Annotated in this window: 24 protein-coding genes, 3 tRNA genes and 1 pseudogene; 11 read left to right on the forward strand and 17 right to left on the reverse strand. The window is 64.0% G+C overall.

Annotated elements, in window-relative coordinates; all coding sequences use genetic code 11:
• Positions 1-308 precede the first annotated feature (308 nt).
• The 3 genes from NXY83_RS14855 to NXY83_RS14865 form a co-directional block, all read right to left on the reverse strand.
• The gene (locus tag NXY83_RS14855) at positions 309-995 is read right to left on the reverse strand and encodes a transposase (protein WP_309484143.1); all 687 of its coding nucleotides are present in this window, start codon (positions 993-995) and stop codon (positions 309-311) included.
• The gene (locus NXY83_RS14860; protein ID WP_258802961.1) at positions 896-1,243 is read right to left on the reverse strand and encodes a hypothetical protein; all 348 of its coding nucleotides are present in this window, start codon (positions 1,241-1,243) and stop codon (positions 896-898) included. The genes NXY83_RS14855 and NXY83_RS14860 overlap by 100 nt, the downstream gene beginning before the upstream one ends.
• A 425-nt stretch (positions 1,244-1,668) precedes the next feature.
• On the reverse strand, positions 1,669-2,670 hold the full coding sequence (locus tag NXY83_RS14865) for a hypothetical protein (protein ID WP_258802962.1): 1,002 nt from the start codon (positions 2,668-2,670) through the stop codon (positions 1,669-1,671).
• A 406-nt stretch (positions 2,671-3,076) separates the two neighbouring features.
• Here NXY83_RS14865 and NXY83_RS14870 point away from each other — a divergent pair, with 406 nt between their 5' ends.
• The gene (locus tag NXY83_RS14870; protein ID WP_258802963.1) at positions 3,077-3,328 is read left to right on the forward strand and encodes a hypothetical protein; all 252 of its coding nucleotides are present in this window, start codon (positions 3,077-3,079) and stop codon (positions 3,326-3,328) included.
• 270 nt (positions 3,329-3,598) lie between these two features.
• Here NXY83_RS14870 and NXY83_RS14875 read toward each other — a convergent pair.
• The 4 genes from NXY83_RS14875 to NXY83_RS14890 all read right to left on the reverse strand — a co-directional run bounded on the left by NXY83_RS14875 (position 3,599) and on the right by NXY83_RS14890 (position 7,340).
• Positions 3,599-3,672 (reverse strand) — tRNA-Met (locus tag NXY83_RS14875).
• 61 nt (positions 3,673-3,733) lie between these two features.
• Positions 3,734-3,805, reverse strand: a tRNA-Thr gene (locus NXY83_RS14880).
• A 344-nt stretch (positions 3,806-4,149) separates the two neighbouring features.
• On the reverse strand, positions 4,150-6,276 hold the full coding sequence (locus NXY83_RS14885) for a DEAD/DEAH box helicase (RefSeq protein WP_258802964.1): 2,127 nt from the start codon (positions 6,274-6,276) through the stop codon (positions 4,150-4,152).
• 407 nt (positions 6,277-6,683) lie between these two features.
• Positions 6,684-7,340: an MOSC domain-containing protein gene (locus tag NXY83_RS14890; protein ID WP_258802965.1), complete on the reverse strand. Its 657-nt coding sequence runs from the start codon at positions 7,338-7,340 to the stop codon at positions 6,684-6,686.
• A gap of 159 nt (positions 7,341-7,499) precedes the next feature.
• Here NXY83_RS14890 and NXY83_RS14895 point away from each other — a divergent pair, with 159 nt between their 5' ends.
• Genes NXY83_RS14895 through NXY83_RS14905 form a run of 3 tightly spaced genes read left to right on the forward strand, consistent with a single transcriptional unit; the run spans position 7,500 to position 10,853 of the window.
• Complete coding sequence (locus NXY83_RS14895) at positions 7,500-8,096, forward strand: Tat pathway signal protein (RefSeq protein ID WP_258802966.1); 597 nt, start codon at positions 7,500-7,502, stop codon at positions 8,094-8,096.
• Between the two features lie 2 nt (positions 8,097-8,098).
• Positions 8,099-9,310, forward strand: coding sequence for a glutathionylspermidine synthase family protein (locus NXY83_RS14900; protein ID WP_258802967.1), 1,212 nt, complete (start codon positions 8,099-8,101; stop codon positions 9,308-9,310).
• Between the two features lie 13 nt (positions 9,311-9,323).
• On the forward strand, positions 9,324-10,853 hold the full coding sequence (locus tag NXY83_RS14905) for an APC family permease (protein WP_258802968.1): 1,530 nt from the start codon (positions 9,324-9,326) through the stop codon (positions 10,851-10,853).
• Between the two features lie 88 nt (positions 10,854-10,941).
• Here NXY83_RS14905 and NXY83_RS14910 read toward each other — a convergent pair.
• The 4 genes and pseudogenes from NXY83_RS14910 to NXY83_RS14925 form a co-directional block, all read right to left on the reverse strand.
• Positions 10,942-11,709, reverse strand: a pseudogene (locus NXY83_RS14910) (SDR family oxidoreductase); the annotation flags it as partial.
• A 19-nt stretch (positions 11,710-11,728) separates the two neighbouring features.
• A complete protein-coding gene (locus NXY83_RS14915; RefSeq protein ID WP_258802969.1) occupies positions 11,729-12,892 on the reverse strand; it encodes a cystathionine gamma-synthase in 1,164 nt (387 codons plus the stop codon).
• 27 nt (positions 12,893-12,919) lie between these two features.
• Positions 12,920-14,305, reverse strand: a complete 1,386-nt coding sequence (locus tag NXY83_RS14920; RefSeq protein ID WP_258802970.1) for a cystathionine beta-synthase — start codon at positions 14,303-14,305, stop codon at positions 12,920-12,922.
• Positions 14,306-14,346: 41 nt separating this feature from the next.
• Entirely contained in the window at positions 14,347-14,742 is a 396-nt protein-coding gene (locus NXY83_RS14925; protein WP_258806247.1) for a VOC family protein, read from the reverse strand.
• Between the two features lie 153 nt (positions 14,743-14,895).
• Here NXY83_RS14925 and NXY83_RS14930 point away from each other — a divergent pair, with 153 nt between their 5' ends.
• The gene (locus tag NXY83_RS14930; protein ID WP_258802971.1) at positions 14,896-15,903 is read left to right on the forward strand and encodes a DNA-3-methyladenine glycosylase family protein; all 1,008 of its coding nucleotides are present in this window, start codon (positions 14,896-14,898) and stop codon (positions 15,901-15,903) included.
• A 19-nt stretch (positions 15,904-15,922) separates the two neighbouring features.
• Here the strand turns inward: NXY83_RS14930 and NXY83_RS14935 are convergent, their stop codons facing one another.
• On the reverse strand, positions 15,923-17,602 hold the full coding sequence (locus NXY83_RS14935) for an AMP-binding protein (protein WP_258802972.1): 1,680 nt from the start codon (positions 17,600-17,602) through the stop codon (positions 15,923-15,925).
• Positions 17,603-17,700: 98 nt separating this feature from the next.
• Here NXY83_RS14935 and NXY83_RS14940 point away from each other — a divergent pair, with 98 nt between their 5' ends.
• Positions 17,701-17,979, forward strand: coding sequence for a putative quinol monooxygenase (locus NXY83_RS14940; RefSeq protein WP_258802974.1), 279 nt, complete (start codon positions 17,701-17,703; stop codon positions 17,977-17,979).
• Positions 17,980-18,045: 66 nt separating this feature from the next.
• Here NXY83_RS14940 and NXY83_RS14945 read toward each other — a convergent pair whose 3' ends face one another.
• Positions 18,046-18,468 (reverse strand): thioredoxin family protein, encoded by a 423-nt coding sequence (locus NXY83_RS14945; protein ID WP_258802975.1) that lies wholly within the window; start codon positions 18,466-18,468, stop codon positions 18,046-18,048.
• A 122-nt stretch (positions 18,469-18,590) separates the two neighbouring features.
• Entirely contained in the window at positions 18,591-19,145 is a 555-nt protein-coding gene (locus tag NXY83_RS14950) for an acyl-CoA thioesterase (RefSeq protein ID WP_258802976.1), read from the reverse strand.
• 461 nt (positions 19,146-19,606) lie between these two features.
• Here NXY83_RS14950 and NXY83_RS14955 point away from each other — a divergent pair, with 461 nt between their 5' ends.
• Positions 19,607-20,647, forward strand: a complete 1,041-nt coding sequence (locus NXY83_RS14955; protein WP_258802977.1) for a LysM peptidoglycan-binding domain-containing protein — start codon at positions 19,607-19,609, stop codon at positions 20,645-20,647.
• A 100-nt stretch (positions 20,648-20,747) separates the two neighbouring features.
• On the opposite strand, the gene NXY83_RS14960 is transcribed toward NXY83_RS14955, so the two are convergent.
• Complete coding sequence (locus NXY83_RS14960) at positions 20,748-21,173, reverse strand: CBS domain-containing protein (protein ID WP_258802978.1); 426 nt, start codon at positions 21,171-21,173, stop codon at positions 20,748-20,750.
• Positions 21,174-21,674: 501 nt separating this feature from the next.
• On the opposite strand from NXY83_RS14960, the gene NXY83_RS14965 reads away from it, so the two are divergent.
• Together NXY83_RS14965 and NXY83_RS14970 are read left to right on the forward strand one after the other, a co-directional pair.
• Complete coding sequence (locus tag NXY83_RS14965; protein WP_258802979.1) at positions 21,675-22,232, forward strand: hypothetical protein; 558 nt, start codon at positions 21,675-21,677, stop codon at positions 22,230-22,232.
• An 819-nt stretch (positions 22,233-23,051) separates the two neighbouring features.
• Positions 23,052-23,270 carry a hypothetical protein gene (locus NXY83_RS14970; protein WP_258802980.1) on the forward strand — a complete coding sequence of 73 codons (219 nt, stop codon included), beginning with the start codon at positions 23,052-23,054 and terminating at the stop codon, positions 23,268-23,270.
• Between the two features lie 325 nt (positions 23,271-23,595).
• Here the strand turns inward: NXY83_RS14970 and NXY83_RS14975 are convergent.
• A tRNA-Tyr gene (locus NXY83_RS14975) sits at positions 23,596-23,680 on the reverse strand.
• A gap of 170 nt (positions 23,681-23,850) precedes the next feature.
• Complete coding sequence (locus NXY83_RS14980) at positions 23,851-24,105, reverse strand: hypothetical protein (RefSeq protein ID WP_258806248.1); 255 nt, start codon at positions 24,103-24,105, stop codon at positions 23,851-23,853.
• Between the two features lie 190 nt (positions 24,106-24,295).
• Between NXY83_RS14980 and NXY83_RS14985 the strand changes: the two genes are divergently transcribed.
• Positions 24,296-24,787 (forward strand): YajQ family cyclic di-GMP-binding protein, encoded by a 492-nt coding sequence (locus tag NXY83_RS14985; protein WP_258802981.1) that lies wholly within the window; start codon positions 24,296-24,298, stop codon positions 24,785-24,787.
• A 480-nt stretch (positions 24,788-25,267) separates the two neighbouring features.
• Positions 25,268-26,296 (forward strand): IS110 family transposase, encoded by a 1,029-nt coding sequence (locus NXY83_RS14990; protein ID WP_258802982.1) that lies wholly within the window; start codon positions 25,268-25,270, stop codon positions 26,294-26,296.
• Positions 26,297-26,299 lie beyond the last annotated feature (3 nt).

Consider the following 26,299-nt stretch of genomic DNA (forward strand, 5'->3'; position numbering starts at 1 on the left):
GAACGACTCCATGGTAGCGTTGTCCGGCCACTGCCAGAGCGAGTTTGGACCAACCAGGAGCGTTGAAATGGACTGTGAGCACTTAAAACAAAAGCAGGTCAGAGGCGAAACCCAATGACCTGCGTTTGTAGCGGTGGGGAGGCTCGATCTCCCGACCTCACGATTAGGTGGCAAGACCTTTCCCCAGCTTCCGACCTATGCCGTAAGGCTTTCATCTATAAGGGAAATGACCTTAGAGGCCCTTCTCTGATCTTCGGACGATTCCTCCGCATTTCAGAGTATTCGTTGGATAAGCGTTGGGTACGGGACTACCGCGTACAAAGCAGAGTGAATGGAACGCGGTACGAATTCGTCACTATGTGGGCTCTTCGCATTAGGCGTGGTTGGTCTCTTTGACGGTAGGGGCGGTGGCCGCCGGCGGCGAGTAGGCATCTGAGTCTGTAGTTGGTGAAGTTGCGGAAGCCGCGGGCGATTCTTCGGGTGGTTTCGATGACGCCGTTGATCGCTTCGGTGGGGCCGTTGGAGGCATCGGAGGTGTCGAAGTAGGCCAGGATCACGGCCTTCCATTGTTTGAGTGTGCGGCCGAGCCGGGCGACTTCAGGGGTCGGGCAGGACGGGAATGACGCGATGACGAGTACCCTGCCCGGCCCGGGTGTGGCGTGGTAGATGTTGCGGAGTTTCTGGTAGCACTGCCAGGCGATGGTGACTTCGTGGTCCGGGTCCCCGAGGGTGAGTTTCGCATCGAGGCATGCGGCCTGTTTGCCGGTGAGGTGTTCGGCGCCGATCTGCAGGGTCCGGCGGATCCCGTAGAGCGGATCGCCCTTACGGCCCCGGTGCCCGAGCGTGTCTTGCCGGACCCGGCGGCGTACTTCATCGACCATCGCGGAGCCGGGCTTCACGACATGGAACGCGTCCAGGACGGTGATGGCTTCGGGCAGTCCGTCGCGGATCGCGTTCGCGTAGCCGCTGAAGGGATCCAGCGCCGCAGTCTTGATCCCGGCGGTAAATTCAACCCCCGGTCTTTGAGCCAGTAGGCGTGGGCTTTCCTGGACCGGCCCGGTACGAGGTCCAGCAACCTGGCGTGCACCACGCCGTTCGCGTCGCGGGTGTGGTCCACGATCCCGGTGACCATGCCGGACCCCGGCGGGCCGGTGTGGGACCAGACATGCTCATCCACGCCGAGCGCGTTCACTCCTGCCAGGTGCCCGGTGGCTGAGAGCCGGCGGGTGGCTTCAGCCTTCATGGCGTCCCAGGCCGTGTGCCAGGAGACGCCGAGCTGGCGGGCCAGGGCCGAGACCGAGGTATTGAAACGCTGCAGCGCATCGGTTGCCCTGCGAGGGCGGCAGCTAAAACCGCCACAATCAGGAACCGGAGCAGCGTGGGAGCGTGGCGCAAGGATCCGCCATCTGCGTGCCTGCGTGCCTGCGTGCCTGCGTGCCTGCGTGCCTGCGTGCCTGCGTGCCTGCGTGCCTGCGTGGAACACTAACAGTGTGAGCCATGGATTTCCTATCCGGTGGCCGGTGCGCTGCACGAAGGCACCGTAGGAGGCTGACGAGCAGATGCGTGCACACCTGTTTCGCCCCTAGCACCATCCAACAAAAAGGCCTGGACCGCAAGAGTGCAGCGACGGTATTCAATCCTGGGCGAAAGCGGACTTGACGGTGAGCATTAATTGGCCACTGTGAAGGGAATTACGGTCACCCCGGAATTTGTAGAGCCCAGCGTGTCGTCACGGCATGACGTTCGCAGGTGCAGCTTATGTACACCGTTGGTCAGAGTCCTGGTATCGATCGCGATGGGGGCTGATCCAAACGGCTCGGCGTTCCAAAGCACGGTTCCAGGTTCGGACGGAACGGCGTGAAAATCCGGGTCGATCGAGATGAAAGAGTGAGTCGCCGGGAGCGAGCCATCGGGGCGAGTGGTCGAATCTACTACCGGCGTCCAGATTCCTGATACCGGACTGTCAGGAATGGGAACGGTACGGAGCGAGGCCTCACAGTACAGCGTGTGGGTGTACCAGCCCTTGCCCCGCAGGAAGGGATCCCTGGATATGTTGGACACAGACGCGCCGTTTTGGATGTTGACCTGCCAGTTCAAGTTAGTTCGCATTTCCTTGCCGCCCGGCTCCGGGACGAACCCGCGGAAACGAACCTCCTGCAAGCCTGAATGGTTAAAGGAAGAAATTGGCTGCGAGAACGTCAGCCAGCGCTCACATGTTCCCGTACACACAAAGTCGCCTTTGCCTGTGCTGGACGGGCCGGGGCAAGTGAAGTTCGTCGCGGTCGCCCGTAGGTAACACTTCTGAACTATGGTTTCGGTGTCGGAGGTTTTGAACACCATCGAGACGTAATTGGCCTTGCCCGGGTTGTCATGGAGGATCACCCGTACATGCACGGTCAAGTTGCCCGAACTGATCGTTTCACGTTCAGGTATGCACGCCCCCATGTGTACATGGCCATGATTGGTGGTGGAGTTGTCGGCCTGATCACTGTCCGGCATCCACCATGCTTGAGCATCTATGAAATGCCGGGTCTCGGCGTAGGTCGTGCCGTCCGCGGCAGGGGCACCAATGCACGGCCCGGCCGCAGCCTGAGCAGCGCCCGAACTCAGTGCAGGCATAAAACCACAGATCAACGCAAGACCAACTACCGGTGCTAGGAATCTCCTCATGACCACCATCCTTCGAAGTACTTATTCGCGTCTATTGACTGTTTCTAGTAGCGCCCACTTGGACACCCGCACTGCTCAGGCCATTGACGAGGCAGTGGACAATAGTCGTCTTACCTGAATTCATCGCCGTTCCGATGACGGCCACGGTTCGGGGACGGGAACCTGCGTGGCGACGGGCTGCAAGGCAAAGTCCTGACGTTCAGCGGCCGGTCCGTGGCGGGAACCAGGGAAGCTATCGCATCCGGGACTACCCGGCGGGTAGGGAAAGCAGCCTTCACCTTTGTCACGCGACCCCCGTCCAGCGGTTTGACCCACACTCCCCGGTCAGAGCTCATGACTGGACCGTAATCCCGGCACACGGGGCAGGAAAGGGGCGTAGCTACTCGAATTTACGATTAGGTACTACTTGGGAAGGAATATCCCCGCGAATGGTTTCCCCTCCTTAATCACCCAGCAAGGTGCGGCGGCAGCCGGCAACGAGTTCGTCTGGTTTGGCTGTACGTTCCGGGTACAACTGGTTACCCATGAGGACATCGAGCCGCCTGTCGACGAGACCGAAACTCCGGGAGCGCCGATCGTGACCACGGACGTCCGCAGCTCCGGCGAGACCTGCTACAATAACGCTTCGACCCCGGAGCAGCGGCGCAACCGCTGCTAAGCCTTGCCCCTAACCAGATCGCCGGCAGGTGCCGACCTGTTTAGCCAGGAGGGCGGCACCCGCCACTATTTTTGCCGGTGGCCACCCGGGTGTCTTCCTCAGCGGAAATGTGCAGCGCCTACGCCTCAGCACCCTCGAAGAACTTCGTTCGGCCAGTCCATACACGCAACCACGCTGGCCGCCCAACTATTGATTTAGTTGGGTTTCCGTTGGATTGGGCCTTAAAACAGAAGCAGGCCAGAGGCTTTGCCTCTGGCCTGCTTCAAACTGTAGCGGTGGGGAGGCTCGATCTCCCGACCTCACGATTATGAGTCGTGCGCTCTAACCAACTGAGCTACACCGCCACGAATGAGAAAAACCTGTGTCAAGCCGGTCAAAACCGCCTTGACACAGGCCCTCATTCAGAGCCCCCCACCGGAATCGATCCGGTGACCTCGTTCTTACCAAGAACGCGCTCTACCACTGAGCTAGGGGGGCAACGAGTAAATACTCTACCGGAAGATTTTCCCACCAACAAATCGTCTCCCGGGCAGCCGGGAAGCGCCGCAACAGTTGCCCTTTTGGCAGTTGATGGCCCCGTTTTCCCCGCCGTTACAGGGAAGCCGAGCCTCCGGCCCGGTATAAGACCAGGCGCCGGTGACCGACCTGGATCCTCCCCGGGCGATAAATGTGGCGAGGTACACATTCTGTTCAGGGGCATTGCCGGGCCCGGCTGCTGCAGCCTGGAGCGGCAGGTCGCCGTCGGCCATTCATCCCGGCGGTTAAACGCCGATGGGCCGGCTCGAAAGCCGGCCCATCGGGGGTGTCAGACTAGCTGACGGTTACCATTTGCCCTTGCGGTTGAAATCGCGCTGGCCGCCTTCGTTGCCATGGCGGGGCTTGCGTGAGCCGTCGCCGTGGCCGCCGAAGCGGGAGTCGGTGGCCTGGCCGCGGCTGGCGCCGCTGTCAGCACCAAAGGAAGAACGCTCGCTGTAGGAACGGCCACCGCGGTCAGCGGAGGACCGCTCGCCGTCGGACTTGCGGAACTCCTTCTTGAACCCGCCGTTGCCCTTGAAATTGCCCCCACGGTCGCCGCCGCGGTTGCCCTGGTAGGCGCCGCGTTCGCCGGAGGGCTTGCGTCCGTTGTCCAGCTCGAGGTGGATCAACTCGCCACCGATCCGGGTACGGGACAGTGCACGCAGCTGCTCCGGGCTCAGGTCCGCCGGGAGCTCCACCAGGGAGTGGTCCGAGCGGATGTCGATGCCGCCGATCTGGGCGGAAGAGATGCCACCCTCGTTGGCGATGGCACCCACGATGGAGCCCGGCATGACGCGCTGGCGGCGTCCGACGGCGATCCTGTACGTCGCGTTGCCCTCGGTGAGCGTGCGGGTGGGTCCGCGGGAGCCGAAGCCGTCCTTAGCGCGTTCGCGCTTCTGGAACTCGGGAGCTGCGGCGAGCTCCTTGACCAGCAGCGGCTGTCCACCCTGGGCCATGACGGCAAGGGCGGCAGCGATCTCTGAAGCCGGAACGTTGTGCTCTTCCTCGTAGGAGGCGATGAGGTCGCGGAACGCGGCCACATCTTCGGAGGCGAGGGTCTCCGTGATGCGCTCGGCGAACTTGCCCAGGCGCAGCGTGTTCACGGTCTCAGCCGTGGGCAGGTGCATCTGCTCGACCGGCTGGCGGGTGGCCTTCTCGATGGAACGCAGCAGGTACTTCTCGCGCGGCGTCATGAAGAGGATCGCGTCGCCGGAACGGCCTGCACGGCCCGTGCGGCCGATGCGGTGGACGTAGGACTCGGTGTCGTGCGGAATGTCGTAGTTGATGACGTGGCTGATGCGCTCCACGTCAAGTCCACGGGCTGCGACGTCGGTGGCCACGAGGATGTCGATGCGGCCTTCCTTCAGGGCTTCCACAGTGCGTTCACGCTGCTGCTGCGGGATGTCACCGTTAATGGCGGCGGCCTGGAAACCGCGGGACTTCAGCTTGTCAGCCAGGTCCTCGGTGGCCATCTTGGTGCGCACGAAGGCGATGACGCCGTCGAACTCTTCCACCTCGAGGATGCGGGTCATGGCATCGAGCTTGTGCGGGCCCATGACCTGCAGGTACCGCTGGCGGGTGTTGGCGCCGGTGGTGGTCTTGGACTTGACGGAGATCTCGGCCGGGTTGTTCAGGTACTGCTTGGACATGCGGCGGATCTGGCTCGGCATGGTGGCGGAGAACAGCGCAACCTGGCGGTCCGAAGGCGTCTGCTGGAAGATCTGCTCCACGTCTTCGGCGAAGCCCATGCGCAGCATCTCGTCAGCCTCGTCCAGCACCAGGTACTGGAGCTCGGACAGGTCCAGGGAACCCTTGGAGATGTGGTCAATCACACGGCCGGGGGTACCGACAACCACCTGGGCACCGCGGCGCAGGCCTGCGAGCTGGGGGCCATAGGCGGAGCCGCCGTAGACGGGGAGGACGGTGAAGTCGTCGATGTGCTTGGCGTAGGAGGTGAAGGCCTCGGCAACCTGGAGCGCGAGCTCGCGGGTGGGGGCCAGGACCAGTGCCTGCGTCTTGCGGGAGGGGCCGTTGAGGTCGTGAAGCTCGGCCAGGCGGGACAGTGCCGGTACTGCGAATGCTGCAGTCTTACCGGTGCCGGTCTGGGCGAGGCCCACGACGTCGCGGCCTTCAAGCAGCAGCGGGATGGTTGCTGCCTGGATGGGGGACGGCTTCTCGTAGCCGACGTCCTGCAGGGCGGCGAGGACGCGGCCGTCAATGCCGAGATCGGCGAACTTGATGCCTTCTTCTTCGGATTCCTCGGCCTTGGCTGCGGGAGCGGAAGCCTCTGCGGCGGGAGCGGAAGCCTCTGCTGCAGGTGCAGCCGGCTCAGCTGCTGCCGGGACGAGGGCCTCGGCGAATTCGACGGCGGCGGTCTGCGCGTCGTTAACGGTGTTCTGGGTTTCGACGGAGTCGTTCTGATTTTCGGGCATAGGAGAATATTCCTCATCCATAGGGGGCCAGGCGGCACAACCCGAGGTGAGCGGAGCCGCAGTACGTTGTGCCGTGGACGCCGGGCAAACATTGACCGGCCGGTCACAGAAGTCCGGCGCTTTCGCAATCCCGTGGCAGGACTTCGCGCTGCATCTCTTGGCTGCTATCCCAGCAGTCTGTACAGCGTTTTCTTTAGCCGGCTCTCCCTATGAAAATGCCCACATCACAGTTGCGGGCCCCAACACTTGCCAGTCCTGCCTCAAAAATTGGGCAGGAATAAGGGATTTCCGGAGTGGGGGATGTTTCAAGTGTAAGGCACGGTGGGCGCCCACCGGAAATCAGGCGCCCAACAGCGGTGGTGAGCTTGGGCACACTGCCTGCCTCCGCCGTCGTACGTCCCTGCCGGCTAGCCGCGGAGCCGCCGCTGCAGTGCCTCGAACTTCCTGGTGAACTCCGGCTGCTGGAGGCGGATCTCACCCCCGGCATGGGCGTCTTTCAGCGCTTCCATGGACTCCACGTCAGGCTCCCTGAACCACCGGCCGACGGTGACGCCGTGCCGGGGAACATACGTCCGGTGAATATGGTCCCCTGCCCGGATTGTGCCAACCCGGATCACCCGAAGGTAGGCACCAACCCTGCCCTCGTCCGTGAACCGCTTAACGAACCTGGGCTCCCCCAGCCGCCTTTGGAATGTGGCGCACGGGGTCCGGGGAGATGTGACTTCCAGTTCAAGGTCGAGCCCAATCTTCCAACGCTCGCCGATCACGGCATGGGTGGCCTCGACCCCGGCCACCCGGAGGTTCTCGCCGAAGACGCCTGGCGGCATCTCACGCTGCAGTTCACCTGCCCAGTAGTCCGCGTCCGCCTGGGAGTAGGCGTAGATCGCCTGGTCCGGACCGCCGTGGTGGACCCGGTTCGCCTGGATGTCGCCCTGCAATCCCAGCTTGTGCACTATGACAGGACCCTCCGCGGGGCGCTTGTCGATCGCCGTCACGCCCACGCTCGAGGCATCCGGCAGAAGCTGGTGGACACGGCAGACAGCAATCAGGGACGCGGTTTCCATGGCTCCAGTGTAGGGTCCGGGACCGGCTGCCGAACGGATGGGCAGTTCTTCCCGCCCCCACACTCGCAGGGGGCACCGGCAGGGACTACGCTGATTTGAGGATTGCAATTGGGGGTGCAGCGCTGTGCCCAATTCACGTGGACAATTGAGGGGGACGCCGTGGACCCGAACAAAAAGGATCCAAGCGATCCGGACCGCGCGCCGGCCGGCGGTGACCCCCAGCGCCCCACGGACGGCAGCAGCAGTCCGAAGCCTCCCCCATGGCAAGTACCCAAACCGGAACTCCGCCCGGAGCTGCTCAACGGGCCCGTCACCCCGGTGGACCCGTTTGCCAGGGACCGGGAAAAGCAGCTTGACGAGGCCGCGGCCCGGAAGAAGCGCTCCCAGCGGCGCACCGTCGTGGTGGGACTGGGCGTGACCGCGCTCCTCGCCGGCACCATCACCGCAGTGGTTGGCAGCAACCAGGACGAACCCGAGTACGCGCAGGTGTGCTTCAACGACGAAACCGGTGAGCGCGTCGAAGACACCAACTGCAACAGTTCCGCGGGCAGGGGCGGCGGGCTCTACGCCTGGTACTTCTTCTCCCGCGGAGCCTTTGTCCCGGCCGTAGGACAGAACAGGTCAACGGCTCCGAACTACACCCGGACCGTCCCCAGCGGCGCGAAAGCCTCCACCGGCTACAGCACCAAAGGCGGCACCGTCAGCCGGGGCGGCTTTGGCACCAGCGGTGGCGGCGGCAAGGTCTCGGGGGGCTGAGCGTGAAGCGGTTGCTGTCTGAACCCCGGCCCGGCTGGAAGCAAAAAATCGAAGAACAGGGCCTGGTCTTCTCCACCACCACCATGGACGATGGCCGGAAAATCGAATACTGGAACGAATCCGCCTACTACGAGTTCACCCTGGACGAGGTGGAAACGCTCGAGGAAACCGCCGAAGAGATGCACCGCATGTGCTTGGAGGCGGCAAAGTTCCTCGCCACCGGAGCCATGGGCACCATCGGCATCGGACCGCAGGCACTGGAACTTGCGGCTGAATCCCTGCAGGCCGGCGACGTGGATGTCTACGGCCGGTTCGACTTCATCTACGACGGGCAGGGCGGCCCGGCGAAAATGCTCGAATATAACGCAGACACTCCCACCGGGCTGATTGAGGCCGCCGTGGCGCAGTGGTTCTGGCTGCAGGACGTCTTTCCCGGGAAAGACCAGTGGAACGGCATTCACGAAGCGCTGATCCGCCAGTGGAAGAAGATGCAGTACCGCACGGGCATGAGCACCCTCCATGTTGCGCACTCGGAGGTTGAGGAATCCGGTGAGGACTGGATGACCGCCGCCTACATGCGGGACGTCGCGAGCCAGGCCGGCTGGACCACCATCGGCATCAACATGTCCGACATCGGCTGGGACCCCAACCTCAACCGCTTCGTGGACTTGGACAACTTCATGATCAGCACCATCTTCAAGCTCTACCCGTGGGAGCTGATGATGAAGGAGCCGTTCGGGCCCCGGCTGCTGGAACGTGCGCACAACCCCCGCTGGGTGGAGCCTGCATGGAAGATGCTGCTCTCCAACAAAGCCCTCCTCGCCGCCCTCTGGCACCTGTACCCGGAGCACCCGAACCTGCTTCCGGCCTACCTCAATGAACCGGGGCCGCTGAAGGAATGGGTGGCCAAGCCGCTGCACGGCCGCGAAGGCGACAACATCAGGATCCACGCCCAGGGCATCAGCCTGGAGCAGCCGGGCGGGTACGGCCGCGAGGGCTGGTGCTACCAGCAGTACCACCCGCTGCCGGACTTCGACGGCAACCATCCCGTGCTGGGCCTGTGGGTGGTGGACGGGGAATCCGTCGGCTGCGGAATCCGCGAATCGGACGGCCCCGTCACGGACTACTTCTGCCGCTTCGTGCCCAACACCATCGACGCGCCGGCGCCGCTTTCGGCCGCGGCCTCCTCCAGCAAAGCAGGTATCGCACTATGAATCCGGTGACAGCATGAGCACAGACATTACGACGGCGGGAGGCGCGGGCGGAGGGCCCGGCACCCCGGTTCCGGCCAAGGGGCTGCGCGCCGGAATCCTGGACCTTGGCGATTCCGTCATGCTGGGCCTGGCGTCCACGGCGCCGGTGTACTCGCTGGCGGCCACGCTGGGCCTCATCGTGGCGGTGAACGGAAACTACACTCCGGTGATCCTGCTCATCGGGTTTATCCCGGTCCTCTTCATCGCCTACGCCTTCCGCGAGCTGAACAGCGCCATCCCGGACTGCGGCACCACGTTCACGTGGTCCCGCCGCGCCTTCGGACCCTGGGCCGGCTGGCTTGGAGGCTGGGGTCTTGCGCTCGCCGGCGTCGTGGTCCTGGCCAACCTCGCGCAGGTGGCCGGCCAGTACCTGTGGCTTCTGGTAGGTGACGGTTCGCTGGCCGGCAACAAGGTGCTGGTCACCGTCACGGGCGTGCTGTTCATCGCCGTGATGACGCTGGTCAACTACCGGGGCATCCGGCTGGGTGAACACGTCCAGCGGGTGCTGACCTATGTGCAGTACATTGCCCTGGGCATCTTCGCGCTGGCCATTGTGGTCCGCATTGTCGGCGGGCCGCCGGAGGGCCAGGCGTTCAGCTTCGAATGGTTCAACCCGGTTGGTGCCTTCGCCGATCCCGGGGCGGTGGTGCACGGTGCGCTTCTCGCCCTGTTCATCTACTGGGGCTGGGATACCTGTTTGGCCGTGAACGAGGAAACCGAGAACCCCTCCACCACGCCGGGCCGCGGTGCGGTCATCTCGGCCTTCGTCCTGGTGGCCATCTACGTGTCAATGTCCCTGCTGGTGATGATGTACGCCACCGTGGGCAGCGAGGGCATCGGCCTGGGCAATGAAGCCAACCAGGACGACGTGTTCGTGGCCATGAAGGACGTGGTGCTGGGGCCGTGGGGCTGGCTGATCGTCGTCGCAGTCCTGGCCTCGGTGCTGTCCTCCACCCAGACCACCATCCTGCCCACCGCCCGCGGAACCCTCTCGATGGGCGTCCACGGTGCCCTGCCCGCCAGGTTCGGCAGGGTCCATCCGCGGAACCAGACCCCGGGCTTCTCCACCCAGGTGATGGGAGCGGCTGCCACCGCCTATTACGTGGCCATGAGCTTCCTCAGCGAAAACCTGCTCTCGGACTCCATCAGCTCCATCAGCCTGTTCATCGCCTTCTACTACGCCCTCACCGGGTTCGCCTGCTTCTGGTACTTCCGCGGCACCCTGCGCGAATCGGCCCGGAACCTGTGGTTCCGCGGCATCCTGCCACTGGTTGGTGCCCTGCTACTGACCGCTGCGTTCTTCATTTCAGCCGTCCAGATGTGGGACCCGGCCTACGGCGACACCGAGATTTTCGGCGTCGGCGGGGCATTCATCAGCGGCGTGGTGCTGCTGGCCCTGGGCGTCGTCCTGGCCGGTGTCTGCCGCTTCCTGCCCTCCACCCGCGGCTATTTCACCGGCAACGCCACCGTCACCGCGAAGAGCACCAGCCCCCTCCCCAAGTAGGTAGCAGCACATGTCGTTTTGAGGCCTGAAAACGACATCTGCTGCGACCTGGTTGGGATGGGGAGGCGGAAGGTGCGCCGGGCACGCAGGCGGAGAAGCCGCCGTCGGCTTTGATCAGCTGCCCCGAGACCCAGCGGCCTCCGGGCGAGAGCAGGAATGCCACTGCAGCGGCGACGTCGGCAGGGGTGCCCAGCCGGCCGGTCGGCTGGCGTTCAACCAGGGCGTCCCTGATCTCCCCGCTCATCCAGCCCGTGTCCACCGGTCCGGGGTTGAGGACGTTGGCGGAAATTCCCTGCGGTCCCAGCTCGCGTGCGGCCGCGATGACGATCCTGTCCAGCGCACCCTTGGAGGCCCCGTAGGGAAGGTTGAAGGCAGTGTGGTCGCTGGTCAGCGCGACGATTGCGCCGCCGTCGTCCGTTGCCTGCCGCGCGAACGCGGCAATCAGCTGCCAGCTGGCGCGGGTGTTGACCGCGAAATGCCGCTCAAAGGATTCGAGGGTGGTGTCCAGGACCCCCGAGTCGACGGACTCGGCGTGGCTGAGCACCATCCCGTGCAACGGGCCGGCGACGTTCACGGCCTCGGCCACCAGCCGGTCCGGAACTGCGGGGTCCTGCAGGTCGGCCGAGAGGACATGGACCCGGGCACCAATGGCTTCGAGCTCGGCCGTCAGGCGGACCACGTCCTCCGGTTCACTCCCCCACGGCATCCGGTCGTCGTAGTCCTGCCAATAGGACAGGACCAGGTCCCAGCCGTCAGCAGCGAGCTGGCGGGCAATGCCGGCGCCGATGCCGGCCAGCCTTCCAGCACCTGTGATGAGGGCAGTGTTGCGTACGGCCACTTGCGAAGGGGACTCCATGGCACCAGCGTAGTAGCGCTTACGGAATGGAGGTGAAGGCCTTCTCCAGGTCCGCAATCAGGTCCTCCACGTCCTCGATGCCGCAGGACAGCCGGAGCAGGTTCACCGGAACGGCCAGCTCAGTACCCTTGACCGAAGCGTGCGTCATTTCCGAGGGGTAGTTCATCAGCGATTCAATGCCGCCCAGCGACTCGGCCAGGGTGAACACGGCAGTGGACTCCGCAACCTTCCGGGCAGCCGCCTCGCCGCCCTTGAACTGCACGGAAACCATGCCGCCGAAGCTTTTCATCTGCTTCCTGGCAAGTTCATGGCCCGGGTGCGTGGGCAGGCCGGGGTACAGGACCGCCTCCACCTCGGGGCGTTCCAGCAGCCATTCGGCTACAGCCTGGCCGTTGAGGCTGTGCCGGTCCATGCGCACACCCAGGGTCTTGAGGCCGCGGGTGGTGAGGAAGGCGTCCATCGGACCGGACACCGCACCGACGGCGAACTGCACAAAACCGATCTTCTCAGCCAGTTCGGCGTCCTTGACCACAACGGCACCGCCCACCACGTCGGAATGCCCGCCGATGTATTTGGTCGTCGAGTGGACCACGACGTCGGCACCCAGGGCGAGCGGGGTCTGCAGGTAGGGGGAAGCGAAGGTGTTGTCCACCACCAGGAGGGCACCGGCGTCGTGCGCGATGTCCGCGAGGGCTGCGATGTCGGTGATCTTCATCAGCGGGTTGGAGGGCGTTTCCACCCAGACGAAGCGGGTCTTGTTGGCAGCGACCGCTTTTTGGACGCTGTCCAGGTCTGCCATGTCCACCGGGCTGTTGCCGATCCCCCAGTCACCCAGGACCCGGCTGATCAGCCGGTAGGTCCCGCCATAGGCGTCGTTTCCCAGGACGATGTGGTCCCCGGGCCGGGCCAGCGCGCGGATGAGGGAATCCTCGGCTGCCAGTCCGGAGCTGAAGCTGTAGGCGTGGGTCCCCAGTTCCAACGCGGCGAGCTGTTCCTGCAGCGCGTCCCGGGTGGGATTGCCGCCGCGGCCGTACTCATAGCCGTCGCGGAGCCCGCCGATGCCGTCCTGGGCGTAGGTGGAACTGAAGTGCAGGGGCGGTACCACGGCCCCGGTGCGGGGCTCGAAAGCCTGGCCGGCGTGCACGGCACGGGTGTTGAAACCTTGGTTTTCAGAGACGGACATGATGCTCCTTAATCTGGGGGAAGCCGTTCAGTTGCTGAGGTAGGCCAGCAGGTCGTGCCGGGTAAGGATGCCCACCGGGGCGCCCACAAACGTCACCATGACGGTATCCACGTCCGAGAGCAGCTCCCTGGCTGCGGAGATGGTTTCCAGCGATCCGATGACGGGCAGCTTGGGACCCATGTGTTCGGAAATCTTGTCCGTCAGCCTGGCTTCGCCGCGGAACAGTTTGGCCGTGAGGGTGCGCTCATCCACGGCTCCCAGGACCTCGCCCATGACCACCGGAGGCTCCTGCGACAGGACCGGGATGTGGCTGACGCCGAACTCGTTCATGATGTTGATGACATCGCGGACGGACTCGTTCGGGTGGATATGCACCAGGTCCGGGAGTTCGCCGTTCTTGGACTTGATGACCTCACCCACGGACGTCTCCTCGCCGCCGGAGAGGAAGCCATAGGAACGCATCCACTGGTCGTTGAAGATCTTGGCCAGGTAGCCGCGGCCGGAGTCGGGCAGGATGACGACGACGACGGCACTTTCCGGCAGGTCCTGCGCGGCCTGCAGCGCTGCCACCACCGCCATGCCGGACGAGCCGCCCACCAGCAGTCCCTCTTCACGGGCAAGCCGGCGCGTCATGGCGAAGGAGTCTCCGTCGTTGACGGCGATCACCTGGTCCGGGACGGACTTGTCGTAGTTCGCGGGCCACATGTCCTCCCCCACGCCTTCCACAAAGTACGGACGCCCCGTGCCGCCTGAGTACACCGAACCTTCCGGATCCGCGCCGATGATCCGGACCGTGCCGCCGTCGGACTCCGGCCGGTCAGCCGATACCTCCTTGAGGTAGCGGCCCGTGCCGGTGATGGTGCCGCCCGTGCCGGCGCCGATGACGCAGTGGGTGACCTTGCCGTCAGTGTCGCGCCAGATTTCCGGGCCGGTGGTCCGGTAGTGGCTGCCGGGGGCGGCAGGGTTGGAAAACTGGTCAGGCTTGTACGCGCCGGGGGTTTCGCGGACGATCCGGTCGGAGACGCCGTAGTAGCTTTGCGGGCTGTCCGGGGGCACTGCCGTGGGTGTCACCACCACTTCGGCGCCGTAGGCCTGCAGCACTGCGCGCTTGTCCTCACCCACCTTGTCCGGGACCACGAACACGCACTTGTAGCCCTTTTGCTGGGCCACCAGGGCCAGACCGACGCCGGTGTTGCCGGACGTGGGTTCCACAATGGTGCCGCCGGGCTGCAGTTTGCCCTCCCGTTCGGCCTCCTCGATCATCTGGGCCGCGATACGGTCCTTGATGGATCCGCCCGGGTTCAGGTACTCCAGTTTGACCAGGACGGTGGCCTTGATGCCCTCGGTCACGTGGTTGAGTTTGATGAGCGGGGTATTGCCGATGAGGTCCAGAATGGACTGGGCGTACTTCATAGGTACTAAGCTACCGCTTACTGCCCGCGGGCCCGCCCCGCCTACTCCGCCTGCTCGGGGGGAAGGTTCTCCCACAGGCCCATCACATTTCCCTCGGTGTCCTTGAAGTATGCGAAGGAACCCATTCCCGGGATGGTTTCCTTGGGTTTCACCACGGCCCCGCCCAGCGACTCCACGGTCTGCAGCGTGGCGTTGATGTCCGGCACGTCCACGGTGATGACCGGGTTCCTGAGGTCCGGTTCCCTGGCCATCATGCCGCCGTTGATCGCGCCTGCTTCCGTGGGCTGCCCGGTGGATTCATCCATCGGGGTGGTGACCACCATGTTGTAGTCCATGCCGGGGACGGGATCGATCCGCCAGCCGAGGGCCTCCTGGTAGAACTTCCTGGCCCGCTCCTGGTTATCAGCGGGGATTTCGAAATGTACTACTCCACCCATTGCGCCCACCTTGCCCTTCGGTGTTCCGGCGCGGCCTTTCCGCGCCACACGGTGGAGTCTAGTCCGGGGCAGTGCGTTGTATAAGGGTGTTTTTCCTGCCGCACGGCGCACCTCCGGGCAGCGTTGTCAGCCCCGCGTGGGACGATGGAGGACATGACCATCGCAGAGGCACCTCCCCGGCTGGCGGCTGCCGCTGACGTGTCCCTGCGCTGGTATCCCGGGGGTCCGTACAACCTGGGCAGCACCCTTAGGCCGCTCCTGCGCGGCAACAGCGATCCGTCGTTCAGCCTCCAGGGTGATGTTGTGTGGCATGCGTTTACGACGGCGGAGGGGCCGGTGACGCTTCGGCTCAGCGCGGCGGGCGGCAGCGCAGGAGCCACTGGGCCCGGTGCCATGGTTGAGCCCTTCGTCGACGTCCAGGCCTGGGGTCCTGGTGCCGCGGCGGCAGTAACGGCGGCGCCGCGGCTCCTGGGAGCTCACGACGACTGGCGGGCCTTTGATGAGCCGGCCTTCCACGCCACCCTCCCGCGGATTGTCCGGGAGGCACGACGGCGGAGCCTGACGCTGCGCCTCCCTGCCAGCGGCCGCGTGGTGGACCAGCTGGTGCCCATCATCCTCGAGCAGAAGGTGACGGTGATCGAGGCGCGGCGGGCCTACCGGTACCTGCTGCACCGGTATGGAACACCGGCTCCCCTGGCAGGCACCTCCACGCCGCCGGGCCTGGTGGTGGGTCCCACGGCGGCTCAGTGGCTGCAGATCCCCAGCTGGGAGTGGCATAAGGCCGGTGTTGGACCCCAACGCTCGTCAACCGTCATGCGCGCGCTGCGCTCCGCCGCCGCGCTTGAACGCCTGGCATCACTGCCGGCCCTTGAGGCTGCCGCAAAGATGCAGGTTATCCCCGGCATCGGCATCTGGACTGCCGCCGAGGTGGTGCAGCGGACACACGGCTGCCCGGACTCCATCTCGGTGGGTGACTACCACCTGGCCGCGTATGTGGGGGCGGCGCTCACCGGCCGCCGGACCGACGACGCCGGCATGCTCCGGCTGCTGGAACCGTGGAAGGGGCAGCGGCAGCGTGTGGTCCGGATGATTCAGAGCAGCGGTTTCCGCAAACCCACTTTCGGCCCGCGGATGACCATCCAGGACCACCGCCGGCATTGACCTGGCCGCAACACCGGGGTCACAGCCCCAGCCGCGCCACGGCTTCCTCGCGCATTTCCACCTTCCGGACCTTGCCGGAGACGGTCATCGGGAAGCTGTCCCGGACCTCCACGTAGCGCGGAATCTTGTAGTGCGCCAGATGCCCCCGGCAGAAGTCGGCAATGGCATCGGAGCCGAGGTGTTCCGCCCCGGGATTGAGAATGATGCAGGCCATCAGCTCCTCGCCATACTTTTCGTCCGGAACCCCGATCACCTGCACGTCCTGGATGGCCGGATGGGTGTAGAGGAACTCCTCGATTTCCCGCGGGTAGATGTTCTCGCCGCCCCTGACCACCATGTCCTTGATCCGGCCTTCAATAACCACGTACCCGTCGTCGTCCATTCGGGCCAGGTCACCGGTGTGCATCCAGCCGTCACCGTCAATGGCTTCCGCGGTCTTTTCCGGCTGGTTCCAGTACCCGGCCATGACCGCATAGCCGCGCGTGCACAGCTCACCGATCCGGCCCCGTTCCAGGACCTCACCGGAGCCGGGGTCAATGATCTTGCTTTCAAGGTGCGGCATGGTGCGGCCCACGGTCTCTGTCCGGTGCTGCAGGGTGTCCCCCAGACGGGTCATGGTGGACACCGGCGACGTTTCGGTCATGCCGTAGCAGATTGCCACGTCCTTCATGTTCATTCCGGAAATGACCCGGTCCATCACCTCAATGGGGCACACCGAGCCGGCCATCACGCCGGTACGGAGGGTGGACACGTCGTAGGAGGCGAAATCCGGCAGGGCGAGCTCGGCGATGAACATCGTGGGGACGCCGTACAGGGACGTGCCGCCGAAGTCCTGCACCGCCTCCAACGCAGCCGCGGCCGAGAATCCCCGGCTGGGAATGATGGTTGCCGCGCCGTGGCTGAGCGCGTTCAGGTTGCCAATCACCATGCCGAAGCAGTGGTAGAACGGCACCGGGATCACCACGCGGTCATGCTCGGTGTAGCCCAGCAGTTCCCCGACGGCGAAGCCGTTATTGAGGATGTTGTGGTGCGTCAGCGTGGCGCCCTTCGGGAACCCCGTGGTTCCGGAGGTGTACTGCAGGTTGACGGGATCATGCGGGCTGATTTCCGCCATGCGTGCCCGCAACGCGGAATGCCCGACGCTGTCAGCCAGCTTGAGCAGTTCGGCGTAGGTCAGTTCCGCGTCGCTGAGCGGGGGGACACCGCCGTCGGGCCCTTCCCCGCCCGGCGTCGGAAGGAACACGAGCCCGCGGAGGTCCGGGCATTCGGCGAGCGCACGGCGGGCCATGCCCACGTAGTCGCTGTTCCGGTCCGACGGCGCCGTGACCAGCATCCGCATGCCGTTCTGCTTCACCACGAATTCCAGTTCGTGGCTGCGGTAGGCCGGGTTGACGTTGACCAGGATGGCGCCGGTCTTGGCCGTGGCAAACTGCAGCAGCGTCCATTCGGCACAGTTGGGGCTCCAGATTCCCACCCGGTCCCCCTTTGCCACGCCCAGGGCGAGAAGCGCACGGGCCAGCCGGTCGACGTCGTCGTTCATCTTGGTGTAGCTCCAGCGCCGGGCGTCCGCGCCCGGAACCGGCCCCGCCTCGATCAGGGCGTCATGGTACGGAAACCTGGCCACCACCCGCTCAAAATTCCCGCCGATGGTTTCCTCGAGCAGCGGAACGTCAGTGTCCCCGGCTGTATATGCGCGCATGATGGCACGGTACCAACAGGTCAGGGGCAAAAGAAGCATCGGGGCAGGCCCGGTGCAACAGAGCTGAAGCAGGGACCGCGGCCGGTATTGTGAAATCCATGAGTGCACCCATCGACCTGCAGGCAACGTTCATCCCCAACGACGGCGAGTTTTTCCGAGTAAAGCTGGCTTTGGAAATCGCCATCGACGAGGTGGTGAACGAGCCGGGCTGCATCCGCTATGAACTGACGGAAGCCACCGAGGAGAAGCTGGTCCTGACCGAGCAGTGGGCCTCCGAAGAGGACCTGGCCAAGCACTCCAAGGGGATCGCCGTGCAGGACCTGAACGAATCGTTGAGCGCCCTGCTCGCCGAGCCCGTCAAGGTTGAACGGATCTGAAGCTGCCTTAAGCAAGAAATGCGGGACCTCCCACTGGGAGGTCCCGCATTTAATGTTGACAAAGGGTTAGGCCTCCGGGATCTGGGAGCCGTCCTGCGGCCCCGCCGGCTTGTCGGCAGCTGAAGCTTCCTCCCTCTGCCGTGCCACGTGGGCGTGGACTTCCTCCATGTCCAGTGCCTTCACCGCATCCACTACCTGTTCCAGCTGCTGCGCGTTCAACGCGCCCGGCTGCGAGAACACCAGCACCTTTTCGCGGAAAGCCATCAGTGTGGGGATGGACGAGATGCCGGCCTCCGCGGCGAGCTGCTGCTCAGCCTCCGTGTCCACCTTGGTGAAGAGGACATCGGGGTGCTTCTCGGAAACAGCGGAGTAGGTGGGGCCGAACTGCTTGCAGGGACCGCACCATTCTGCCCAGAAATCGATCAGGACAATGTCGTTGCCCTCAATGGTTGACGCGAACTGTTCACCGGTGATGTCAAGGGTAGCCATGTGTCAACGGTACGCGGATTGCCCTGCCGTGTCGTGGCGGGAGGCACCATGTTCGCTCCACGCGTCATCGGGAATAACACCGTCCCGCCCATAAACGAAGGCCGACGTCGGAACCTGGCGGATCAGGCGTTGGTCTCCCAAAGGTGCGGGGCCGGTGTCCGGCTGCCGGGCAGGGCGCTGTCTGCCCGCCAGGCGTGGATCCAGTCCGGGAGGACCAGCTCCGCCGGGGGCTGGCCGAACTCCAGCAGGATCTCCTCCTGGCTGACCGGCCCGGTCCTGGTGACCAGCCGGGTGGCGATGTATGCACGCGCGTAAATCTCGCCGTCGGCCACCATCCGCTGTTCGAAGTAGATGGCCTTGGCGTCCAACCCGATGATGCGGGTCTCGATGGTGTAGTGCTGCCACAGCTGCAGGGATTTCCGAAAGGCGATAGTTTCAGCGGAAACCACCGGTCCCCAGCCGCGCCGGCGCATCCGCTTCCACACCCCGCTGCGGACCATTAGGTCGAACCGGCCCAGGTCCATCAGCGACAGGTACATGCCGTTGTTGACGTGCATGGCGATGTCGATGTCAGTGGGCAGGACACGCAGGGGCAGCGAGGAACTGTCCCACACCGTGAGCGGCTGCCGGCGCGCCGAACGGAACAGCATCAGTAGGGTTCTCAGGAGCAGGTGCATCCCACAATGCTACCCGCCGGTAACATAGGGCCGCGCGCAGTTCCCGGTCTCACCACTCCGCGTAGGATTTGCGTCCTGAAGGAACACCGGGCGCTGTACGACTGATGGGTTGCCGGACGGGCGCCTGGCAAGTAATCGTGCTCCCGATCCTTGAGTAGCCTGTCCGGGCACCACCAAGTACCGGCCTCAAAAATTCGGGTAACTCCTACTGGTGCCATGGCCTGTGCAGGGTTCATAGACTCGGGATTCCTAGGACCGAAACGCAATGGCGGGGTCCTCCGGTTGGCTTCCGGAGGTTCCGCTTCCTCGCGGAGGCTCCGTATCTTCTGGGTATGCGGATGCCTCCATCCCGCGATGCCTCCGTGGCCCCAACATCTGCCGGGCCACCGAGGCGCTGCGCCTTGCTCCGTCCTGCCGGCATGCTTGGCGTGCCTGGCCGGACCGACTCCGATGGGCCACCCATGAACCAGCCTTACCACACCACACCTGAAGCCGAAAGCAGAAGCTTCGCCACCGATGAACCCCGCGCCGAACTGACCACGGGCCGGCCTGCCATCAGCAACAGGCTGTGGGCCGGCATGGCCACTGCTGCAGTCGTGGCGGCTGTAGGCGTGGGCGCCCTGGCGGCACCGCCGGCTTCCCTGGACCAGGGCAGCCTGAACCAGGGTGCGACGGCGGCAGGCCAGGTTGCAGGTGCCGCGGCACCTGCCGCAGCCGGCACCGCCGTCGATACGAACGCCCAGGCGCCTACCGGCCAGGAAGCTGCTGCCACTGTCCCGGCTGAGGAAGCCCCGGCAGCTGAAGTGCCTGCGGCTCCAGCACCGGCGCCGGTGGAACCGGCACCTGCTCCGCCGGACCCCGCCCCCGAACCTGCACCTGCACCTGCACCTGCACCTGCCGGGGACCCGAATATCTACACTGTGGTTCCGGGCGACACGGTCGGAGCCATCGCGGGCCGGCACGGGGTGGATATGAACTCAATGCTTGCGGCCAACGGCCTAAGCCCGTACAGCGTTATCGTGCCGGGCCAGACGCTCCTGCTGACAGGCCCGCCGGTGCCGGCTCCCGCCGTGGCAGCAGCACCGGCCGCCGCCCCCGCATCTGCTCCCGCACCAGCCCCCGCCCCGGCGGCAGCACCCGCTCCAGCCCCCGCCTTTGTTCCGGCTGCTCCCGCCGTCCGCACCATCTACGTGGCCGGGGCCGGCGGACAGGCAATGGTGGACGCCTGTATCGGTCCCATTCACTACACGCCGGGCGACGGCTATTCGCTGTTCATCACCGAGCATGATTTCTGCGGCGGCTGGGCCCGCTTCTCCGGAATCGGGGTAGGGGAAACGGTGAGCATCCCGGGCTACGGGACGTACACGGTGACGGCCCGCGGCCAGGTTCCCAACCCGGGCACCACCAATGACGTGGCCAATGTGTTTGGCGGGTTCCCCCGCGCGGTCCTGCAGACCTGCATCCCGGGTACCAGCCAGATACTCCTGATCGCGCTGAACTGATTCTGATTCCCCGGCTGGCTCCCGGGGTTCCTAAGCTTGTCCGCGGGTCCGAACCTTAAAGGACGGGATCCGCGGACAAGGCCATGTGGTCGAGTTTGCGTTAGACGTGATGGCGTTCTGAAATGTGTTCCACCAGTTCGCCCACGCGCTGCTCCGAGTAGTTGCGGGCAATGTCGCCCTGGCTGATGATGCCCACCATCTGGTGGTCGGCTATCACGGGGAGCCGCCGGACCTGGTACTTTTCCATCATTTCGATGGCAGCATCAACATTGGCATCAGCCTCAATCCAGTGCGGCCGGCCCGTAGCTAGTTCGCGGGCCATCATCTGGCCGGGATCACGGCCGGCGGCAACGCACTTGAGGACGATGTCGCGGTCGGTAATCATGCCCTTCAGCTTGCCGTCATCACCACAGATCGGCAGTGATCCGCAATCCAGGTCCATCATCATCTTCGCTGCGTCCACCAGGGACTGGTTTTCCGTGACACACCGTGCATCCGTGGTCATGAATTCACGTACAGCACTCATTGAATCCTCCTTCATCGATGAATTTATCGACGCAGGGTACCGGGGCACATGCGCCGATGCTGCCAGACTACGCCGCCCCCACGGCAGTGTCGACGGCAGATTTCCGCCAGTGCCAGGGCACGAAAAAGCCTCCGGAACCATCAGGTACCGGAGGCTTTCCTTGGGTGGCAGATGAGGGATTCGAACCGCCGTAGGCGTTGCCAGCCGATTTACAGTTACAGTGCGTCGGTTTTGTCTACACCCGGGCCCGAACTGAAGTCGCGGATACGTGCGCTGATATCGCCAGCCCTACACCGTGCCCTGAGCACCAGTTTCGGGGCGTATGCGCCGCTACTCGCATCCTTATAGTTCAGATCCAAGCCGTCACTGCTGTTGGCGCCCTATACTGTGGCTACAAAGTTCTTGCGAGGAACCATGAAGCCTTTGCCCGCATTATCCGCCCTTGTCTTGGCTCTTGCTGCCTGCACCGCGCCTGTACAGGATGCCCCGCTCCCTGGGGTGGTGACCTCCACCAGCGCCCCGCGGCCAGAGCCGGCATCGCCAACGCGTGTACCGGTGGGCCAGTACACGCTCACAACGGAATCGGGGGCCGACATCAATGTAACGGTGCCTGCTCCTGCGACCGACCCTGCCATCGAGGCGATCGAGGCCTACAGGGCCAAGATTGGAGCGCCCCCGGTTTCCTATCTCGTGGCGGACGTGGACAACCAAAGAGGGACTGCGCCAATCGACATGTACATGGTGAACGTCTTCGATGAACAGGGACGAGAGCTCAGCTTTTCCCGGGTTACCGATGTTATCCACAGCTGGGGACCCACCTACAGTTACGACTTTAAGTGGACTATGGGTGATGGCACACCCGTCGATGAAGCTGTAGGTGCCGGGCTCAGTCAAGAGGCTACCGGCCTGTACAACGCGAATGTTGACGATGCGGAAGCGGGTGAGCGGACAAGGATTGTCTTAGCGTCCACCAACGCGGACATGCCCGCAAAAGTCGCCCGCGTCACCGTCCAGCCCTCCGGCATGGGAGTTGAAGAGGAGGCCCGGCCTGCTTCTTGACGGAAATTTATGGAGGGCTACAGTAACCATTCCGGTGCGACGTAATCCTCGTCGGGAACACGCTCAATGTCGGCGAGCGATCCTTCCCAGGCCCTGATGCTCCGGGCAAACGAGGGACCTGGATGGTGCTCTTCCCGGCGCTTCCGTGATTGTCATGGACGCGTCAATCTATACCAGGTCGTATGGGTTCCAATCAGCCCAAGGTCGGCCGCCAAGCTCAGAGATGTTGATGACCATCTGCCAAACTCTGAGTCCAATAGTTCCCACTTCTGGCCGTGGCCAACAGTCCTCAGCACCCCATGCCATGTACACGGACATCTCCAGCATCTAGCTTTTTAGCCTGAGATGAGGTGGACAACCAAACGGCGTCCTTTGCAGAAAGACTGAAGCCGACAGTCGCATGGAGCGGCTGGACCCATTCCATGTCCAGGTTGAACCCGTTCCCTGATGTCACTTGGGCGAACCCTCGCAGGTGCTAATCATCTCGCCTCCGCGACGCAGCTCCCGCTCTGGCCCGATCATCGGTGCAAGGTCAAGAATGATTGAACCGGGCCAGGGGGCCGCACGAAGACCGAGGGCAGTCTTCGTCAGATATTCATTGGGTACTCCGCCCTCGAATGTGTCGCAAACCACCGATGGCTGCGCCAACACTGGACACCAGCTTTTGGAACGCTGAGCCCATCTGGGAAACGTCCTCAATGGCCGCCTCGTGCCTACTACACCCGGGCCTTTCAGCTTAAGGGCCCCACCGACGGCCCATCACCTGAACAGAGACGTGCGTCCTTGTCGTGAGGGTTCTCAGGTTCAGGGATCGTTCAAGTGGGCAAGGAGGTAGTGGAGGGCACCATCAAGACCCAAGCCGGCCAGAACCGCACTGTGGCCCTCTCAGACCGTGCCGTGGCCGCACTCCTAACGTGGCAGTTTCAGCAAGGCCAGGAACGCGAAGCATGGGGAGACGCCTACCAGCACTCGTGCCGCGTGTTCACCTACAAGGATGGCCGCCAACTCCGGCCGGGCTACCCCTCGAAGCTCTTTTGAGCTGATGGTGGAGAAGCTGGGCCTGCCGCCGATGCGGTTCCATGACCTCCGGCACCTGCACGCGTCGCTGATGCTGGCTTCAGGTCAGGACTTGAGCACACCTTGACGTTTGCGTGACACGGTAGCAGCGCGGAGGCTCCTTCAGCGGCGTTCCTGGCGGCGTCACCCACCATGTGCGCGTACAGGTCCCGCGTGATCTGGCTGTTGCTGTGGCCCATGGTCTTGGACGACGATGGCCCACAAGTGAGATCACCGGGCATGAAAAAAGCCCTTCCGGAACCTCCTAAGAGATCCCGAAAGGGCTAAATTCCTTGCCATTACTGGCTGGTGGCAGATGAGGGATTCGAACCCCCGTAGGCGTTGCCAGCTGATTTACAGTCAGCCCCCTTTGGCCGCTCGGGTAATCTGCCGAACTTCAAAAGAAGATCACCCCCGGCTGCAGTCTTCAGAACGTCCGTTTCCGGGCCGTTCCGCTTCCAGTAACCGCGGGCAAGACAACTTTACAGAACTTCCGCCGAAGAATCGAATCGAGGCTGGCGCAACCGCAAAGGCCCCGGTATCACGCGGAATTCCTGCCATATCAGGCGTCGCCCAGGATCCTCCCGGCAAGCTTCGCCTCAAACTTAATAGCCTGATCTTCAGTGATCTGGTTCAACTGCACAGCCCGGAGGAGGTCCGCGTGGACGCCCTCCAGGCGGGAGGATGCGTCCGCCACCGGGCTGAAAATAATTGAAGCGGCCACCGCCGCTGCCGCCACAGATGTTGCCGCTGTTGCCACCGCCCCGGACGCAGCTGTGGTGGTCCTGGTGACATAACTGGCCGCTTGGCGGTGCATGGCTTTTCCCTTTTCGAGCAACAATCCAACACGTACAACTTTGCCCGGCACTCCTTCGTTCCCTCCCTGCGTCCGCTGAGAGGGAACTGTGAATCCGTCCGCCCCACCGGGCGGTGCATCCGTATTAGTCTTGAACGCAGTGATCCAGGCCCTGTCCACGCGCAGGGCTTCCACCAGCAGAAGGAGAGTCATGGCAGGCGAGTCCACGTTCGACGTCGTAAGCAAAGTAGACAAGCAGGAAGTTGCCAACGCGCTGAACCAGGCACAGAAGGAACTGGCGCAGCGCTACGACTTCAAGGGTGTAGGCGCCGAGGTGGACTTCAGCGGCGAAAAGATCCTGATGAAGGCCAACTCCGAGGAACGCGTCCTTGCCGTCCTGGATGTGCTCCAGTCCAAGCTGATCCGCCGGGGCATCTCCCTGAAGTCCCTGGACACCGGTGAGCCCTACGCCTCCGGCAAGGAGTTCCGCCTGGAAGCCTCCATCAAGGAGGGCATTGCGCAGGACCTCGCCAAGAAAATCAACAAACTCATCCGCGACGAGGCCCCCAAGTCGGTCAAGTCCCAGATCCAGGGCGATGAGCTGCGGGTTTCGTCCAAGTCCCGCGATGACCTGCAGGCCACCATGGCGCTGCTGAAGGACTTCGATGAAGCCGACCTGCAGTTCGTGAACTTCCGCAGCTAGCCTTTGTGTCCCTTGCGGGACGCCCGTTCCGGGCTGAAAATGTCCTTGTGGTCGCCTGCCGACGCCGTGGTTCTATGGTTCATTCAGGCCGTCAGCTAGCCGGGCGCTGGGGATCACGCTGTGGGCCCTTCACTGTTTCGTTAGCCGAGAACGAGGACTAGATTCCGATTTTCCCGGTGATCCCACGGGCGGCCGCTTATCCATTCAGCGGGGCGTCGGGTGAGGAGATGAGTAGGCCATGCTGGCCGAATCCCAGGATGAGGAGCAGATCATTGCCAGGGTCGCGGCCCTGGATATAGGCAAAGCCGAACTCGTGTGTTGTGTCCGGGTCCCGGCGGTCGGGAACCCGCAGAAGCGGTTACAGGAGGTGTCCACGCATTCGACCATGAGCCGATCCCTGGGGGAACTGGCCAACCATCTGGTCGATCTCCGGATCGAGCGGGTGGTGATGGAGGCAACCTCCGATTACTGGAAGAGCCGGTGTTCTATCTCCTCGAGGCTCACGGGCTCGAACCGTGGCTGGTCAACGCGCGCGACGTTAGGCATCTGCCGGGACGTCCCAAAACCGACGTGCTCGACTCGGTCTGGCTGTGCAAAGTCGCCGAACGGCAGATGCTGCGGCCCAGTTTTGTCCCGCCCGCCCCGATCCGGCGGCTGCGGGACCTGACCCGGTACCGGATTGACCTCGTCGGGGCGCGGACGGCAGAAAAGAACCGGGTCGAAAAACTCCTTGAGGACGCGTGCATCAAACTCTCCGTCGTGGCTTCGGATATTTTCGGGGTGTCCGGCCGGGAGATGATGGCGGCGCTCATCGCCGGCGAACGGAATCCGAAAGTGCTCGCCCAGTTGGCGCGGGCAAGCATGCGGAAGAAGATCAGCGAACTCGAGGAGGCGTTCAGCGGCCACTTTGATGACCACCACCGCTTCCTGCTGGCACGGATGCTGGCCAGGATCGACGGGATCGATGCCGATATCACGGCGGTCGATGAACAGATCGAGGTGCAACTGGCCCCTTTCGCGGGGGCGGCGGAGCATCTGGATGAGATCCCGGGCATCGGCCCCGTCGCCGCCGCCATTATCCTGGCCGAAATCGGGGCCGACATGACCCGGTTCCCAACCGCGGGGCACCTCTGTTCCTGGTCGAAGTTCTCTCCAGGCATCAATTCCTCCGCCGGGAAGACTAAGGGCAACGGCTCGACCGGGCATGGCAACCGCTATCTCGCCCGGGTCCTGGGAGAGGCAGCCGTCGTGGCCGGAAAGACAGATACGTTCCTGGGCGAACGCTACCGAAGGATCGCCCGGCGACGAGGCAGGAAACGCGCCATAGTCGCCACCGGACGTTCCATCCTCGTCATCGTCTGGCACCTGCTGCAGGATCCCAATGTACGTTTCCGCGACCTCGGCGCCGATCACTTCAGCCGCCACACCAACCCCGACACCAGCAAACGCAACCACGTCCGCCAACTCGAAGCCCTCGGCTACACCGTCACCCTGACCCGGGCAGCCTAAGTT

The sequence above is a fragment of the Pseudarthrobacter sp. NS4 genome (assembly GCF_024758005.1).
Taxonomy (GTDB): domain Bacteria; phylum Actinomycetota; class Actinomycetes; order Actinomycetales; family Micrococcaceae; genus Arthrobacter.